Annotated in this window: 12 protein-coding genes; 4 read left to right on the forward strand and 8 right to left on the reverse strand. The window is 59.8% G+C overall.

Annotated elements, in window-relative coordinates; genetic code table 11:
• Positions 1 to 100: 100 nt before the first annotated feature.
• From ACQY8Q_RS07010 to ACQY8Q_RS07035, 6 genes are all read right to left on the reverse strand, one after another.
• Positions 101 to 1,537 (reverse strand): extracellular solute-binding protein, encoded by a 1,437-nt coding sequence (locus tag ACQY8Q_RS07010; RefSeq protein ID WP_037099260.1) that lies wholly within the window; start codon positions 1,535 to 1,537, stop codon positions 101 to 103.
• A gap of 202 nt (positions 1,538 to 1,739) precedes the next feature.
• Complete coding sequence (locus ACQY8Q_RS07015) at positions 1,740 to 2,705, reverse strand: sugar-binding transcriptional regulator (RefSeq protein ID WP_428425957.1); 966 nt, start codon at positions 2,703 to 2,705, stop codon at positions 1,740 to 1,742.
• A gap of 458 nt (positions 2,706 to 3,163) precedes the next feature.
• Positions 3,164 to 4,147 (reverse strand): ABC transporter permease, encoded by a 984-nt coding sequence (locus ACQY8Q_RS07020; protein WP_428425958.1) that lies wholly within the window; start codon positions 4,145 to 4,147, stop codon positions 3,164 to 3,166.
• A 6-nt stretch (positions 4,148 to 4,153) separates the two neighbouring features.
• Positions 4,154 to 5,152 (reverse strand): ABC transporter permease, encoded by a 999-nt coding sequence (locus tag ACQY8Q_RS07025; protein WP_428425959.1) that lies wholly within the window; start codon positions 5,150 to 5,152, stop codon positions 4,154 to 4,156.
• Between the two features lies 1 nt (position 5,153).
• Positions 5,154 to 6,650 carry a sugar ABC transporter ATP-binding protein gene (locus ACQY8Q_RS07030; RefSeq protein ID WP_428425960.1) on the reverse strand — a complete coding sequence of 499 codons (1,497 nt, stop codon included), beginning with the start codon at positions 6,648 to 6,650 and terminating at the stop codon, positions 5,154 to 5,156.
• A gap of 84 nt (positions 6,651 to 6,734) precedes the next feature.
• Positions 6,735 to 7,718, reverse strand: a complete 984-nt coding sequence (locus ACQY8Q_RS07035) for an ABC transporter substrate-binding protein (RefSeq protein WP_428425961.1) — start codon at positions 7,716 to 7,718, stop codon at positions 6,735 to 6,737.
• Between the two features lie 177 nt (positions 7,719 to 7,895).
• Here ACQY8Q_RS07035 and ACQY8Q_RS07040 point away from each other — a divergent pair, with 177 nt between their 5' ends.
• Both ACQY8Q_RS07040 and ACQY8Q_RS07045 read left to right on the forward strand, forming a co-directional pair.
• Positions 7,896 to 8,972 (forward strand): LacI family DNA-binding transcriptional regulator, encoded by a 1,077-nt coding sequence (locus tag ACQY8Q_RS07040; RefSeq protein WP_428425962.1) that lies wholly within the window; start codon positions 7,896 to 7,898, stop codon positions 8,970 to 8,972.
• 83 nt (positions 8,973 to 9,055) lie between these two features.
• Complete coding sequence (locus ACQY8Q_RS07045; RefSeq protein WP_428425963.1) at positions 9,056 to 9,919, forward strand: FkbM family methyltransferase; 864 nt, start codon at positions 9,056 to 9,058, stop codon at positions 9,917 to 9,919.
• Between the two features lie 38 nt (positions 9,920 to 9,957).
• Here ACQY8Q_RS07045 and ACQY8Q_RS07050 read toward each other — a convergent pair whose 3' ends face one another.
• Positions 9,958 to 10,440: a class I SAM-dependent methyltransferase gene (locus ACQY8Q_RS07050; RefSeq protein ID WP_428425964.1), complete on the reverse strand. Its 483-nt coding sequence runs from the start codon at positions 10,438 to 10,440 to the stop codon at positions 9,958 to 9,960.
• 201 nt (positions 10,441 to 10,641) lie between these two features.
• Here ACQY8Q_RS07050 and ACQY8Q_RS07055 point away from each other — a divergent pair, with 201 nt between their 5' ends.
• Entirely contained in the window at positions 10,642 to 11,820 is a 1,179-nt protein-coding gene (locus tag ACQY8Q_RS07055; protein ID WP_428425965.1) for a DUF3095 domain-containing protein, read from the forward strand.
• A gap of 6 nt (positions 11,821 to 11,826) precedes the next feature.
• On the opposite strand, the gene ACQY8Q_RS07060 is transcribed toward ACQY8Q_RS07055, so the two are convergent.
• Complete coding sequence (locus tag ACQY8Q_RS07060) at positions 11,827 to 13,152, reverse strand: nucleotide sugar dehydrogenase (RefSeq protein ID WP_428425966.1); 1,326 nt, start codon at positions 13,150 to 13,152, stop codon at positions 11,827 to 11,829.
• A gap of 281 nt (positions 13,153 to 13,433) precedes the next feature.
• Here ACQY8Q_RS07060 and ACQY8Q_RS07065 point away from each other — a divergent pair, with 281 nt between their 5' ends.
• Positions 13,434 to 14,783 (forward strand): adenylate/guanylate cyclase domain-containing protein, encoded by a 1,350-nt coding sequence (locus tag ACQY8Q_RS07065; RefSeq protein WP_428425967.1) that lies wholly within the window; start codon positions 13,434 to 13,436, stop codon positions 14,781 to 14,783.
• The last annotated feature ends 135 nt before the right edge of the window (positions 14,784 to 14,918 follow it).

The following is a 14,918-nucleotide window of genomic DNA, read 5'->3' on the forward strand; positions in this document are numbered from 1 at the left end:
CGCCAGTCCATCGGCATCTCAGGTTGTCTCAAGGCGGCTGTCGGCCGGTGTGTGGGTGCCCGGCGCTCTCTCAAGCGCCGGGCTCTGCTTGGGAGGCAGATCAGCCGAGGCCGGCTTCCTTCAGCTGGCGATCGATGCTCTCGACCAGCTGGTCAAGACCTTCGTCGACAGGCACTTCCTTGGCGACCATCTTCTGCAACGTCGCCGCCCATTCGGTGGTGACGTCGAAGAACAATGGCTGCGGTGTGAACTTGATCGAGGCACCGGCAGCGGACGCATCAAACATGTCGACATAGCCCGGATACTTGTCGAGCTTGGTGCGGAAGGCTTCATCCTTCCAGACCGACTGGCGGACCGGATCAACGAAGTCCATCTTGGTGGCGCCGAAGATCGCATGCTCAGGACCGGTGGCCCATTGCAGGAAGTACCAGGTGGCATCCTTGTCCTTGGAGAAGTTGGACATGGCGAGCGACCAGATCCAGATGTTCGGCGTCGAGGCCGTCGCATCCGGGTTGGCCGTGAAGGCGGCATAGGACAGCTGACCGGCCATCTTGTTGTCGCCGCCGTTCATGAAGTAGCCCAGGCAATCGGCGTCGAAGATCATTGCCGAGGCGCCGGCGCCAAGATCGGTACCGACCTGATACCAGGTATAGGTCGACCAGTCCTTCGGGCCGCTTTCCTGGATCATCTGCACCCATTTGGCGTGGAAGGCCTTGGAGCCTGCCGTTCCCATCGCCGCCGACAGCTTGCCATCGGTGACGTTCAGGTCCTTTTCGTTGAAGTTCGAATAGGCCGACAGGAAGCCCGGGTGGATCGTCGCCCAGGAGCGCGAGCCACGAACACCGATACCGTAGATACCGCCGACATCCTTCTGCAGCTTGGCCGCAACGGAGATCATGTCATCGAGGTTCTTCGGAACGGAAACGCCGGCCTTGTCGAACATCGCCTTGTTATAGGTGATGTTGTTCTGCTCGAACGCCCACGGAATGCACCACTGCTTGGCATCGTCGGAGCCGAGCGCGCCGCCGGGCTGGCCGTTCCAGGCGCAGGAATTCTTCACGCCGGGCAGGAAATCGTCCCAGGCATAGTTCGGGTTGGTCTTTTCCGGATCGTTGATCCATTCCTTCAGATCGGTGATCCAGCCGGCCGGACCATAGGTCCAGGTCATGTAGGCGCCGGTCATGAACGCGTCATATTCGGTGGAGCCGGACGACAGGGCGGCTGTCACCTTGTCGAAATAGACGTCTTCCGGAAACACATCATACTTGACGTCGATGCCGGTCAAATCCTTGAACGACTGCAGGTTGGCTATCATCGCGTCGGCATAGGGATGCTTGTTCAAAAGCAGCTTGACCGTCTTGCCGGAATGTTTCTTCCAGTCAAAATCGGCAGCCATCGCTCTGGTCGACATCATGTTGAGCAGCGTGCCAGCAGCACCGGCCGTAACGCCCATGGCGCCCAGGCCCTTCAGCATTCCGCGGCGGTCCACCTCTCCACGCAGGAATGCACTGATCAGGTCTTTTTCTTTCTCATGCATTGGTCTTCTCCTCCTTCACGGGCAAAACATGCTCAACCCATTGAGCCGTACCGGCTTACCCGACCGGTATTTCCTCCAGATCGCAGCGCAGGCATCCCGCAGCACATGGCCGGACGGGATGCTGTTGCTGCGAAAGGCTTGAACCGAACCACTCCCCGGTCCGGTCTTCAGCCGTCATTCCCTAGGCCGGGACAGCGCCGTTTCAGGCGGCATCCTCCATCAATGTCTGCGCCGTCTTCTCGTCGGTGATCAGACCGCTGAGAAACCGGCTTTCCAGCACGGCGCGAATGGCGCGGGCCTTTACCTTGCCGCCGGCAACAGCGACCGTACGGCGGTTTTTCAAAGCCTCACGGCTCAGCGTAAACGTGCGGTTGGACAGCGCCGTCTCGATCGGCTGGCCCCTGTCGTCGAAGAAATGCCCCAGCAACTCACCGGCACCGCCGCCGTTCTTGATTTCCTCGAGTTCACCCTTTTCGATCATGCCGGTCGCCACCAGCGAGGCTTCCCGCTCGACAGTGCCGATACCGACAAGCAGCAGATCCGCGCTGCTGGCGAGATCGAAGATTTCCCGCACACCGCGCTGGTTGAACAACACGTCACGATCCTCGACCGAATTGGCGAAGAACGGCACCGGCATGACATAGGCTTCGGCGCCGGTGCGCTCGGCAAGCCGGTGGATAACGTCATGCGGATTGGCGGAAAACCGCCGCGTCAGGCCGCCGAGCAGCGAGACGAAGCGGACGTCCTTGTTGGTGGTGCGCGGCAGATATTCGACACAGGCAGCCAACGTCCGGCCATGCCCCATGCCAATCAGCAGCGACCCTTCCTTCTCGATCTCGCGCTTGAGGAACTGCGCGCCGGAAATACCGAGCGCCTTCAGCGGTAGCTCTTCCGGATCAAAATCCGGGACGACTTCGCAATAGTCGAGGCCGTAGCGCGCCGACAGCTTCTGCTCCAGCTCGACGCATTCGGAGACTTCGCCGTCGATATAGACCTTCACCAGACCTTCCTGGTTGGCCTTGGTGATCAGGCGGTGTGCTTTAAGCGATGTCAGGCCGAGGCGTTTGGCGACTTCGGACTGGGTCAGCCCGCCGGCATAGTGCAGCCAGGCCGCACGCGTTGCCATGCTCGACTCGTCGTCCCGAATTGAACCTCCGCCCAGAACCATGTCTCCGCCCTCGTTTCTGCTATTTTTTTCACAGCATGATATTTTTATCCGTTGCTGAAAGAATTTTCATGAGCTGAAAAAATTGTCAAGCGGGATCGATGCGGCGGCGCACCAATTCGATATGCGCTTGCGGCACGACCGGACCGGACTATGGACAAACGCAAAACGCGCCCGGTTGCCCGGACGCGCCTGGTTTGAGAAGGAATGAAGGAGAAGCTTTAAGCCTCTCAATTTTCTGACAAACTCCACCGTGCATTTTCTGGCAGAGCGGCAACCTCAAACTCCGTCATCCTCACCCTTGTGGTGGGGATCCAGCGACCCGACGTCTGTCGGGTCAAAAGACTTTTTTCAGCTCAAGGACTTGAGCTGGCTGGATGCCCGCCACAAGGGCGAGCATGACGGAGGAAATGAGGTACCCAGATGATGAACAGACGGTCCAGATCAACAGTCCGATAAGCTTACGCCTCGGTTTTCTTCATCAACCGAGCCTGCAACACGACGACGACCAGAAGGAAGGCACCACGGATGACGGACTGCCAATAGGCAGAGAGCGAAATCCAGCCGAGGCCGTTTTCGAAATTGAGAATGTTGAAGACCATGGCGAGCAGCAGCGCGCCTGCCAGTGTCGCACCAACCGAGCCGGCACCGCCGGTCAACAGCGTGCCGCCGACGACGACGGAGGCGATGGCGAACAGTTCCCAGCCCACACCCTCGGTCGGTTGCCCTGCGCCGAACTGCGAGGCAAGGATGACGCCGGCCAGACCGGCAAGCAGCCCGGACAACGCATAGACGGCAAACAGCGTCTTCTCGACCTTCAACCCCATCAGGTTGGCCGTCGCCTCGCCATCCCCGATCGCCAGCACATGGCGTCCTGCCGGATGCCGTTCGAGAAAGATCCAGCCGAGCACATAGGCGAGAGCGGCAATCCAGGCCGGGATCGGAAAGCCGAGAAAATCGTCCTGCCCGATGGTGGTAAAGCCAGTATCATAAGACACCGAGACCGACTGGTTGTTGGCCAAAAGCAGCGCCGTGCCGTAAGCCGCCAGCATCATCGCCAGCGTCGCGATAAACGGCTGGATACGCATCCTCGTGATGATCAGGCCATTGATCGAACCCGCAATCAGCCCGGCGATCATGCCGCCGACAAGCCCCGGAATCCAGCCATAGGGCGACAGATAGGCCGCCACTACACTGGCCATCGCCGCCACGCCGCCGACCGAAAGATCGATGCCGCCGGTGATGATGACGAAGGCCATGCCAAGCGCGATCAGCGCGAACATCGAATTGTAGCGCAGGAAGCTCAAAATATTGAACGGCGAGATGAAATTGTCGTAGCGCAGGGCGCCGAACAGGATCAGGCCGGCCAGCGCCAGAAGCACGCCGAGACGGGCGAAATCGCCTGAGGATTTGGGAACAAAGAGCCGCGAGAGGGTTTTGAGCATGGTCCGTTACCCCTTGGCACGTTGCTGGATGAACACGGCGATGATAATCAGCCCCGCTTTGACGATCAGTGCCGCCGCATCCGGCACGCCATTGGCCAGAAGTGTGTAGCGCACCAACTGAATGACGAAGGCGCCGAGCACCGTACCGATAATGTTAGCCCGGCCGCCGGTCAGAAGCGAACCGCCGACCGCAACGGCGGCGATCGCATCGAGCTCCATGCCGAGCCCGACCAGATTGGCATCGCTCGCCGAATTGCGGGCAACGACGATCAGACCTGCGACACCGGCAAGGGCGCCGCTGACGATATAGACGAAGGTCTTGACCCGCCGGACCGGAATGCCGGTCAGCCGCGCCGCTTTCTCGTTGCCACCGACGGCGATGATCTGGCGGCCGATGACGGTGTAGCGGATCAGGCAATGGGCAAGCACCGCGACGATGATCATAATGATCACCTGCGCTGGAATACCGGCGATGCGGCCCATGGCGATGAACTGGAAATCCGGGTTTTTGAACACCTGCAGATTGCCGTTGGTGGCGACCTGGGCAATGCCGCGACCGGCAATGAACAGCACCAGCGTGGCGATGATCGGCTGGATCGAGAACCGCGTCACCAGCATGCCGTTGAACCAACCGAACGCCATGACGAGCAACACCGGCAGAATGAACGAGAGAATGATCAGGATACCCATGTTCTCGATCGGCAGCAGCTTGCCCATGAAGATCATCGGCGCTGCAGTACCCGCAATCGCCATAAGCGAGCCGACCGACAGGTCGATGCCGCCGGTGGCAATCACCAAGGTCATGCCGACGGCAACGATGACGATGGTCGCGACCTGGGTGAGATTAACGTTGAGCGTCTGCCAGGAGAGGAAATTCGGCGTGACGATCAGGTTGAAAACGACAAGCAGGATGAAGGCTGCGAATGTGCCGTAGCGGCTGAGAAACTGCGCCATGTTGGGGCGGGCGGCGCGCTCGCTTGGAGCGGATGTGTCGATCGTCGTCATGTCAGTTCACCTGATGGGCCATGGCGGAAAGAAGCGCCGTCTCGCTGAGTTCGTCACGTTTCAGAACGGCAACGGACTTGCCGTCGCTGAGCACCGTCACGCGGTCTGCCGCCGCCAGAAGCTCCTCCAGTTCGGAGGAGATCATCAGGACGCTCAGGCCCTCGTCGGCCAGGCTGCGCAGCAGCTTGAGGATTTCCGCCTTGGCGCCGATATCGATGCCGCGCGTCGGCTCGTCGATAATGAGGATTCGCGGATCGGTGCAGAGCCAGCGGGCGAGCAACACCTTCTGCTGGTTGCCGCCCGACAGCTCCTTTATCGGCTGATCCGGCGAGGCGCATTTGACGCCAAGCGCCTTGATATAGCGCGTGACGATCTCCTGCTGGCGGGGGCGGTCGACAATGCCGGCCTTTTTCAGCTTCGGCAGCAGCGCCAGCGTCATGTTCTCGCGGATACTCATGTCGGGGATGATACCGTCGATCTTGCGATCCTCGGAAACCAGCCCGATACCGTCGGCAATCGCGTCGGCCGGCTCGGAGTAGTTACGCTCCTTGCCATCGATGCGGATCGAGCCCTTTTCCAGCTTGTCGACGCCGAAAATGATCCGCGCGGTTTCCGTGCGGCCGGAGCCAAGCAGACCGGCAAGCCCGGAAATCTCGCCTTCGCGCACGGTCACGCTGACATCGCGAACCCGTACACCGGACCCGGCACTTTCGACGGAAAGACGCACGGATTTTGCCTCGTCATCGCCGATATCGCGGGCAATCGCCTGGAAGGCGGCGAGCTCCTTGCCGAGCATGTTGCGAACAAGCTCCATCTTCGGCATCGCAGCCATCGCGCTCTGCGCCACCGTCTGGCCATCACGCATGATGGTGACGCGGTCGCAGATCTCATAGAGTTCATCGAGCCGGTGGCCGATGAACAGCACGGCGACGCCATTCTTCTTCAGTGTACGGATCGTCTCGAACAGGATGCCGACCTCACGTTCATCCAGCGACGAAGTCGGCTCGTCCATAATCACCAGCCGGGCTTTTTGCGTGACCGCACGGGCAATGGCGATCATCTGGCGGGTTGCCGCACTGAAATGACCGACAGGCATATCCACGTCGATATCGAGATTGAAGGTTTTCAGAACAGCGGCGGCACCGTCGCGCATCGCCCGCCGGTCGAGCAGTCCGAGACCCGTTCTCGGCTCGCGCGACAGATAGATGTTTTCGGCGACCGAACGTTGCGGCGCCAGATTGATTTCCTGATAGATCGTTGCGATGCCCCTCGCCTGGCTGGCGCCGGGCGTTGCAAAGGCAACGTCTTCATCCTCGAAACGGATCGTTCCGCTGTCGCGCTGATAGGCGCCGGTCAAAATCTTGATCAGCGTCGATTTTCCGGCGCCATTCTGGCCGACCAGCGCCATGACCTCGCCCGCGGCGATCTCAAGCGAAGCCGAGCGCAGGGCGGGGACACCGGAAAACGCCTTGGAAATATCCTGCATGGACAGCAGCATGTTCCATCCATCCTCAATAAGCAGACATGAAAAGCCGGCCGGAATGGCAATGCCACCCCGGCCGGAAGCGACAGTCTTGGGAAATCAGTAGGCGCTGGACAGTTCAGCCGATGCGTTGGATGCATCGTAGAACTTGTCGGTGTTGATGACCCATGCCTCGATCTTATCACCGGCTGCATAACGCGTCATCGTCTCGAAAGCCTTCGGCCCGAAGCGCGGATTGCATTCGACGACGGCATTGATCTTGCCATCCACGACAGCCTGAACGGCTTCCTTGCCACCGTCGATCGACAGAACCAGGATATCCTTGCCGGGCACCTTGCCAGCAGCTTCGATGGCTGCAATGGCGCCGATCGCCATTTCATCATTGTGCGCGTAGATCACGTCCGCATCCGGATGTGCCTGCAACAGGGCTTCGGCAACCTGACGGCCCTTGTCGCGGGCAAAGTCGCCAGTCTGCGATGCGACGATCTCGAAACCACCGGCAGCCTTGATCGCTTCGTCAAAACCCTTCTTGCGGTCGTTGGCCGGCGACGAACCGGTCGTGCCTTCCAGCTCGATGATCTTCGACTTGCCATTGGCATTTTTTGCCAGCCACTCGGCAACGCGCTTGCCTTCGTCGATGAAATCCGAACCGATGAAGGTCAGATAGTCCTCACTGGCCTTGGCCAGCGACTGATCGACGTTGCGGTCGAGCAGGATGACCGGAATACCGGCCTTCTTGGCGGCCATGACGGCCGGGATCAGCGGCTTTTCTTCGCGCGGAGCGAGGAAGATAACGTCGACACCCTGAGCGATCATCGAATTGACGTCGGCCACCTGCTTGGCGGCGGAACCGGCGGCATCAGTATAGACCAGCTGATAGCCGAGCTTTGCGGCTTCGGCCTTCATGCTTTCGGTCTGGGCGATGCGCCAGGGATTGTTGGATTCGGTCTGCGCGAAACCGACCTTGTAGGTGTCTTTCTTGGCCAAAGCTGGCATCTCAGCGTAGGCAGCCGTGCCGGCAAGCGCGATGGCACCCATGGCCGTTGCGGCAGCCAGGAACATGCGACGTGAAATCGTGGACATCGGTATTTTCTCCTCCGAAATTTACCGGTACTCCTCTACCGGGCAGTGAGCATTTTCCGCTTCACATCCTTAAATCTTGCGCTAATATTATTATCAGTCAAGCGCTAATTTATTAGCACGCGCACAAAAAATAATTCTGCATCGCAGCAGAAACCGGGATGGAAGCGAGACAGGACGATGGCAAGAGGAAACGGGCGAAACAGCGCTTCCGAAAAGCAGGGAGACGCAGGCCGGCCAACCATGACCGACGTTGCAAGAATTGCCGGCGTCTCACAATCGAGCGTCTCGCTCATCCTCAACGAGATGTCCGGAGCACGCATTTCGCCCGAGACCCAGATGAGGGTCAGAGAGGCTGCTCATAAAATTGGTTATAAATTACCAATGACCCGCAACGAGGTGGACACTACCCCGCATGTGGAAAAGGACACCATCGCTTTCATCGTCGACGAAATCTCCACCAGCCCCCACCCTGTCGTCAGCCTCGACGGTATCCGCGACTATGCGTTCGAACAGGGACTTCTGGTTTCCGCCCATGCGACCCGTTCCAACCCGGACCTGCAGGATGCGGTGCTGCGCTCGGTGTTGCGCGACCGCTCCATCGCCGGCGTCATCTATGCGACGATCTTCACCCGCAAAGTTACCGTGCCGCCGCAACTGAAGGGCATCCCGACGGTGCTGCTCAATTGCTATTCCGAGCCGCGCCAGCATATGGCGATCGTGCCCGGCGAAGTCGCGGGTGGCTTTACGGCAACCGCGCATCTCACCAGCCTTTGCCACAAACGCATCGGCTTCATCAACGGCGAGCCGTGGATGGATGCGGCGATGGATCGCCTCAAAGGCTACAAGCAGGCGCTCGCCACCGCCGATATCGCGTTTGACGAAACACTGGTGCGCGACGGCGACTGGCTGCCGCTGCGCGGCTATGAAGCTGGGCTCGATCTGCTCTCCATGCCCAATCCGCCGTCGGCGATCCTCTGCGGCAACGACCTGATGGCGATCGGCGTCATGGAGGCGGCTGCTGAAAAAGGCCTGCGGGTGCCGGAAGACCTGTCCGTCATGGGCTATGACGACCAGGAACTGGCCCGCTACACCCACCCGCCCCTCTCGACGCTCGTGCTGCCCAATTACGAGATGGGCCAGAAGGCCGCCGAAATTCTTATCGACATGGCCATCCACGGCAAGCAGCCGCGGCCGATGACCATCAAGGTCGATGGCCCGCTGGTACGGCGCGGCACGACGGCAAAACCGGCTTAGGTTGTCCTATTCGCAGAAACGCCTTCATTTCCCGCTCAATCTCGTGTTGAAGAAGATCAGCACATGATGGAGACCGGCAAGGCATGCAAGTGACGAAATCCTGGAAGCGCCGGCTGCGCAAATGGCGCAATCGCATGGCAAAGCGATTTCTGGCCACGCGCATCGGCCGAGAAATGCTCGTCAACGCTGTCAGCCCGAAAATCCTGTCGATGACCGCCGATTGCGGCGATCATCTGATGACCTTCTCACCGCATGACTACATCGGCCGGAAAATCTATCGCAAGGGTCACTTCCAGCGCGAAAATGTCGAGCGGCTCCTCTCCGTCCTGCGGCAAAGAGGGCTGCTGCAACCGGAAAAAATCCTTCTCGAACTCGGCGGCAATATCGGCACCCAGACCGTCTATTTTGCGCTGAGCAAGACCTTCCGCCACATCGTCACCGTGGAGCCGGATCCGCGCAACTTCAAGCTTCTGCGCACCAATATCGACCAGAACGGTCTGAGCGAAAAAATCACCGCGATCAACACGGCCGCCGGTGAAAGCGAAGGCACGCTCGATTTCTTTATGCACCGGGACAATCACGGTAAGAGCAGTGCGCTACGCCAGAGCGACCGGGACATCGAGATCAAGGTTCCGGTCAAGCCGGTCACCACCATGCTGGCTGAAACCGGTGTCACACCGGAAGACATCGGGCTGATCTGGATGGATATCGAGGGCTATGAGCCGGTGGCATCCCGCTCGATGGCGCCGTTGCTGCAACGGCGCGTGCCGTTCTACATGGAGTTTTCGCCGGTCTTTTATGGACCAGTGGGATCGCACGCCTTCGTCGACTATCTCGCAGGTTTCTACGAGGACTGCATCGTCTTTTACGAAGACAGCCAGGTCGAAATGAAGGTCACTGCCCTGCCCATCGGGCAGGACCAGTTCGACATTTTGCTGTTACCCTGATCAGTGCCTGCCAACACCGGCGGCGACCGGCAAGCCGGTCAGCGCTTCCGGTAAAAATAGGTCCTGCCCGGATCGGCACCGGCCGGAAGCGGCAAGGGTTCAAGCTCGGGATGTTCAAGCGGCAACCCGCTTGCCGCAACACCGCCGGTCTTCAAGGCTGCGGCGAGCGACTGCGGCAGCCAGGTCAGAGTCTTGGCATCCTTTTCCGGATAGGCCGTCCCGATATCGGCATGCGCAAACGCAACGTCGCGGCCTGAAAACTGCGCAATTGTCTCCTTGATGTCGCCAAGGATCAGATCGGCTTCCGGTGGCGTCGAGCCGGGATGCGAGCCGACGGCCCGGTCGAAAGCGATGATCCTGTTGTTTGGAAAAAGTTCACGGATGTGGTCGTAGGTCCGGCCGTTGCCAAGCCCGATTTCCAGAATCACGCCATCGGGCGCGACCATCGAAGCCTCCTTGATATGGTTGAGAACAGCGCGCTGCGAGTGCATGCGGGAGATAAAACCATCAAGGCGACTCATCTATTTCATCCATTCATTCAAATCATGCTGGTTGCATCGCTTAACACGAGACACAGCGATGGGTCGACCGCGACGGCAGGAATTTTGCTCCAAACTCCTATCTGTGATGGACCGTGATCAGGCTGTTTTTGCCAGGGCTTTTCCAGCCGCAGATTGTCAAACCCCTTCGCCTGCCCTGCACGAATATGTTAGCCTCACGGCATGAGCCAGCTTTCGAGTGAAACATTCTTTGCAGCACTTCCGGTCTTCGTCGAATTTGAAGGCGTCGCCAACAGCGACAATTATCGGGCCTTGCCCGCCGATTGGGCGCTGGCGACGGCGGATATTGTCGATTCGACCGGCGCGATCGAGGCAGGGCGCTACAAGGCCGTCAACATGGCCGGCGCCAGTGTCATCTCGGCGATCCTGAATGCGCTGGGCAATAACGACCTGCCCTTCGTCTTCGGCGGCGATGGCGCCATGGTTGCGGTTCCGCCGTCGGGCGTGGACAAGGCACGCGACGCGCTCTCGTCCGTGCAAGCCTGGGTCGGCGAAGAGCTGCAGCTGACGCTGCGCGCCGCCCTTGTTCCGGTTGCCGATGTCATCGCCGCTGGACTTGAAGTGCGTGTCGCCCGGTTCCAGGTCAATGCGGACGTGTCCTATGCGATGTTTGCCGGTGGTGGCTCTAGCTGGGCCGAAGCGCGCATGAAGGAAGGCTTGTTTGCCGTTCCGGCCGCTCCGCCGGGTGCCCAACCTGATCTTGCCGGCCTGTCCTGCCGGTGGAACCCGATCCAGTCCCGCCATGGCGACATCGTCTCGATCATCGCGGTTCCCACTGGCACAGGCAATGCCGATGCTTTTCAGACGCTGATTTCCGACATCGTCACCTTGGCTGCCAGCGAAGAACGGGAGGGGCATCCGGTTGCGGCGGAGGGACCACAGATCGGACTGTCGGCTGCAGGGCTATCAGCGGAAACCAAAACGGCTCCGAAAGGAAAACGCTTCACGCATCGGCTGTTCATTCTGGCCCAATATCTGCTGACGGTCGGTCTTTTTCGTTTCGGCCTGACACTCGGCCGTTTCGATCCGAAGGCCTACCGGCAGGACGTTGCCCGCAACACGGATTTTCGCAAATTCGATGACGGCCTGAAAATGACCATCGACGTCGATCCGGACAGGTTCCGCCAGATCGAGGCCCGGCTTGAGGCTGCAGCAAGAGCCGGCATCTGCCGCTTCGGGCTGCACCGCCAGGATTCGGCATTGATGACCTGCATCGTGCCGACACCGCTCAGCCGCGATCACATGCACTTCATCGATGGCGCGTCCGGCGGTTATGCCATGGCCGCCAGCCGGATGAAGAAGCATATGTCCGGCACCGCCGCCATCGCTGCGGCACCCTGAAACCGTTCAGGCCTTCAGGATATTGGCGCCTTCGATGCCTCGCCGGGCAAAGGCGTTGCGTGTGTCGACGATCAGCGGCGCCCAGCGGGCAAGTGCTGCATAATCGACAGCATCATGATCGGTGGCGATCAAAACCGCATCGAAGCCTTTGACCGATTGTTCGTCCAGCGGCACCGAGGTCCGCCCCTTCAACGCCATATATTCGCGCGTCTTTGGAATCTCGGCGACATGCGGATCGTGATAGTCAGCACGCCCGCCCCGCTCCTCGATCAGTTCGATCAGCTTCAGCGACGGGCTTTCGCGGATATCCGGCACGTTCTTCTTGTAGGCGAGGCCGATCACCAGCACCTTCGACCGGCTGAGAGCCTTGCCGAGACGGATATCCAGTGCTTCGGCCAGCCGCCCGACCACGTGCTTTGGCATCGCCGAGTTGATTTCACCGGCAAGTTCAATGAAGCGGGTCGGCAATTCGTATTCGCGCGACTTCCAGGTGAGGTAAAACGGATCGATCGGGATGCAATGGCCACCAAGACCGGGACCCGGATAGAACGGCATATAGCCAAACGGCTTGGTCTTGGCCGCGTCGATGACTTCCCAGATATCGATGCCCATCGCCTCGTAGACGACCTTCAATTCGTTGACGAGGGCAATGTTGACGGCGCGAAAAATGTTCTCGGTCAGCTTCACAGCCTCGGCCGTTGCCGGTGACGACACCGGAACGACCGTCTGAACGACGGCGCCGTAAAAAGCCTTCATCAACTCCGCAGCCGCCTCGCCGTCACCGGCCACGACCTTCGGGATGCTTGATGTATGGAAATCGCGGTTGCCCGGATCCTCGCGTTCCGGCGAAAAACCAAGGAAGAAATCCCTCGCCGTTTTGAGGCCGGTCTTTTCCAGGATAGGGCGAACCACCTCATCGGTCGTGCCGGGATAAGTGGTCGATTCCAGCACAATCAACTGGCCGGGCTTCAGTGTTTCGGCAATGCGGTCGCAGGTGTGGGTGATGAATGACAGATCCGGGTCGCGGTGCTTGGTCAGCGGCGTTGGAACGCAGATGACGATGACGTCGCAAGCGGAAAGCTGGTTGAAATCGGTTGTCGCATGAAAACGGCCTTCCGCCGTCTCGGTTGCCAGAACAGCATCGGGAACCGCGTCGATATAGGAGCGCCCGGCATCGATGGCGACGATCTTCTGCGGATCGATATCAAAGCCGGTGACGGTAAAGCCGTTGCGGGCTGCGGTGATCGCCAGCGGCAGGCCGACATAGCCGAGACCGATCACACCGGCGCGGGCGGTACGGTCTGCGATCTTGGAAAGGAGGGTCTCGCTCACGGAAGAATGGACGGTCAAATGCGTGTTCTCGACTGATCGTGACGCGCTGAAGCGCCTTTGCGGATAGGGGTCAGTTGAGGATAAACTGGCCTGAAGTCAAGGACCGCACCGATTGCACCGCCCGCCACAGCCGGAACAATTCTCCAATTTTTGTCGACCTCGAATCTGGTTTTGCCATTTTCACCCCTTATATGCAGAGGGTGCAGACGCCTGATCTATCGAGACGCAGACCGGACATCCGGCCATCGCCGGGATTTCGTTGAGAAAGCGACACCCACGCGATGAATATCCATAAAACCACCGTTTCCACCCACCTTTTGGATCGCGTATCGAACTGGCTTCAGCAAGCCGCCCTCAACGGCGAAACGCTGGAGACCGTCGTTACCGGCTTTTGCGAAAGACTGGCAGCCTCTGGCCTGCCGCTCAATCGTGTCCACTTAAGCTTTTCGATGCTGCATCCACTCTACGACGCGCTGGGTTTTACCTGGCTGCGCGGTCAGGGCGTCACCGTCGAGGGTTACCGCACCGACCCGACCGACGACAAGCCGGACCGGTTTCTGCTCAGCCCCTACTATTATCTGCTGAGCAACAATCTCGAGTATATGCGCCGCCAGATCGATCCCACGGGCCCGTCCGAATTTCCGATTTTCGACGAATTGAAAGAGATGGGCGTCACTGATTATCTCGCCTTCGTCCAGTCTTTCGGCGAGACCTCCGGCCAGGGCATGGTCGGCTCCTGGTCCACCGATGCTTATGGTGGGTTCAGCGACAGCGTCATCGAGGCACTGCTGCGCATCCAGAACAATCTGGCCGTCGCCGCCAAGATGGCCGTTCTCGGCAAGCTCGCCGACAATATGCTGACCACCTATCTCGGCGCCAATGCCGGCAAGCGGGTGCTCTCCGGCCAAACCCGGCGCGGTGATGGCGAAACCATCCGGGCAGCCTTGGTGATGGCAGACATGCGCCAGTCGACCGTGCTTGCCGAAAAAGAAGGCCGGCAGGTCTATATCGATACGCTCAACCAGTTCTTCGATGCGATCGCCACCCCGTTCAGCCGCAATGGCGGCGAAATTCTGAGTTTTGTCGGCGACGGTTTCCTTGCCGTCTACCCCTGCGGCCGCCACCGCGAGCCATCGCAGGTCGCAGCACTTGCGGCAATGGCTGCCGTCCGCCAGGCAGCAGCGCACATGGCCGAACTCAATCAAGGCCGCAAGCGGCAGGACCTTCCCGAAGTCAGATACGGTATCGGGCTGCACGTCGGCAATGTCATGTTCGGCAATGTCGGCCTCAACGACCGCCTGACCTTCTCAGCCTTCGGCGCTGCCGTCAACGAGGTGGAACGGTTGCAGGGGCTGACGAAGAAATATACCCAGCCGATCGTCGCAAGCCAGGCGTTTGCCACCTATTGCGGTGGCGACTGGGTAACGCTCGGTCAGGAGAAGCTGCGCGGCGTCGGCCAGAAGATCACCGTGCTTCTACCGGGGGAAGACAATATGAAGCTCGACGACGGCGAGGCTATTCGCAACAACGCAATGGAGACGCGATCCGAGGCCGAGCAGGTCATGCTGCTCTATCGTAACAGCAAGAAACCACAGCCGCGCGATCCGCTCTGGAACAAGCTGCTGCAGTAAAGATCGCCCTGCGGATGCGTATCCGCAGCGATTGACAGGCGGGATAGAGAACAGAACCATCCCGCTCGAATGATTGACATTTCCCCATCGCGCCGGCCGGCCGCCGCTGCGAGTATATCCGTGCGAACTTTACCA

The sequence above is a fragment of the Pararhizobium sp. genome (assembly GCF_965279435.1).
In the GTDB taxonomy this organism is placed as follows: Bacteria; Pseudomonadota; Alphaproteobacteria; order Rhizobiales; family Rhizobiaceae; genus Pararhizobium.

Excerpts from the sequence above, each read along its gene's own strand:
- ACQY8Q_RS07015 (WP_428425957.1), bottom strand. The coding sequence starts at position 2,705 with ATGGTTCTGGGCGGAGGTTCAATTCGGGACGACGAGTCGAGCATGGCA.
- ACQY8Q_RS07045 (WP_428425963.1), top strand. The coding sequence starts at position 9,056 with ATGCAAGTGACGAAATCCTGGAAGCGCCGGCTGCGCAAATGGCGCAAT.
- ACQY8Q_RS07065 (WP_428425967.1), top strand. The coding sequence starts at position 13,434 with ATGAATATCCATAAAACCACCGTTTCCACCCACCTTTTGGATCGCGTA.
- ACQY8Q_RS07050 (WP_428425964.1), bottom strand. The coding sequence starts at position 10,440 with ATGAGTCGCCTTGATGGTTTTATCTCCCGCATGCACTCGCAGCGCGCT.
- ACQY8Q_RS07030 (WP_428425960.1), bottom strand. The coding sequence starts at position 6,650 with ATGCTGCTGTCCATGCAGGATATTTCCAAGGCGTTTTCCGGTGTCCCC.
- ACQY8Q_RS07035 (WP_428425961.1), bottom strand. The coding sequence starts at position 7,718 with ATGTCCACGATTTCACGTCGCATGTTCCTGGCTGCCGCAACGGCCATG.
- ACQY8Q_RS07040 (WP_428425962.1), top strand. The coding sequence starts at position 7,896 with ATGGCAAGAGGAAACGGGCGAAACAGCGCTTCCGAAAAGCAGGGAGAC.
- ACQY8Q_RS07055 (WP_428425965.1), top strand. The coding sequence starts at position 10,642 with ATGAGCCAGCTTTCGAGTGAAACATTCTTTGCAGCACTTCCGGTCTTC.
- ACQY8Q_RS07025 (WP_428425959.1), bottom strand. The coding sequence starts at position 5,152 with ATGACGACGATCGACACATCCGCTCCAAGCGAGCGCGCCGCCCGCCCC.
- ACQY8Q_RS07020 (WP_428425958.1), bottom strand. The coding sequence starts at position 4,147 with ATGCTCAAAACCCTCTCGCGGCTCTTTGTTCCCAAATCCTCAGGCGAT.
- ACQY8Q_RS07010 (WP_037099260.1), bottom strand. The coding sequence starts at position 1,537 with ATGCATGAGAAAGAAAAAGACCTGATCAGTGCATTCCTGCGTGGAGAG.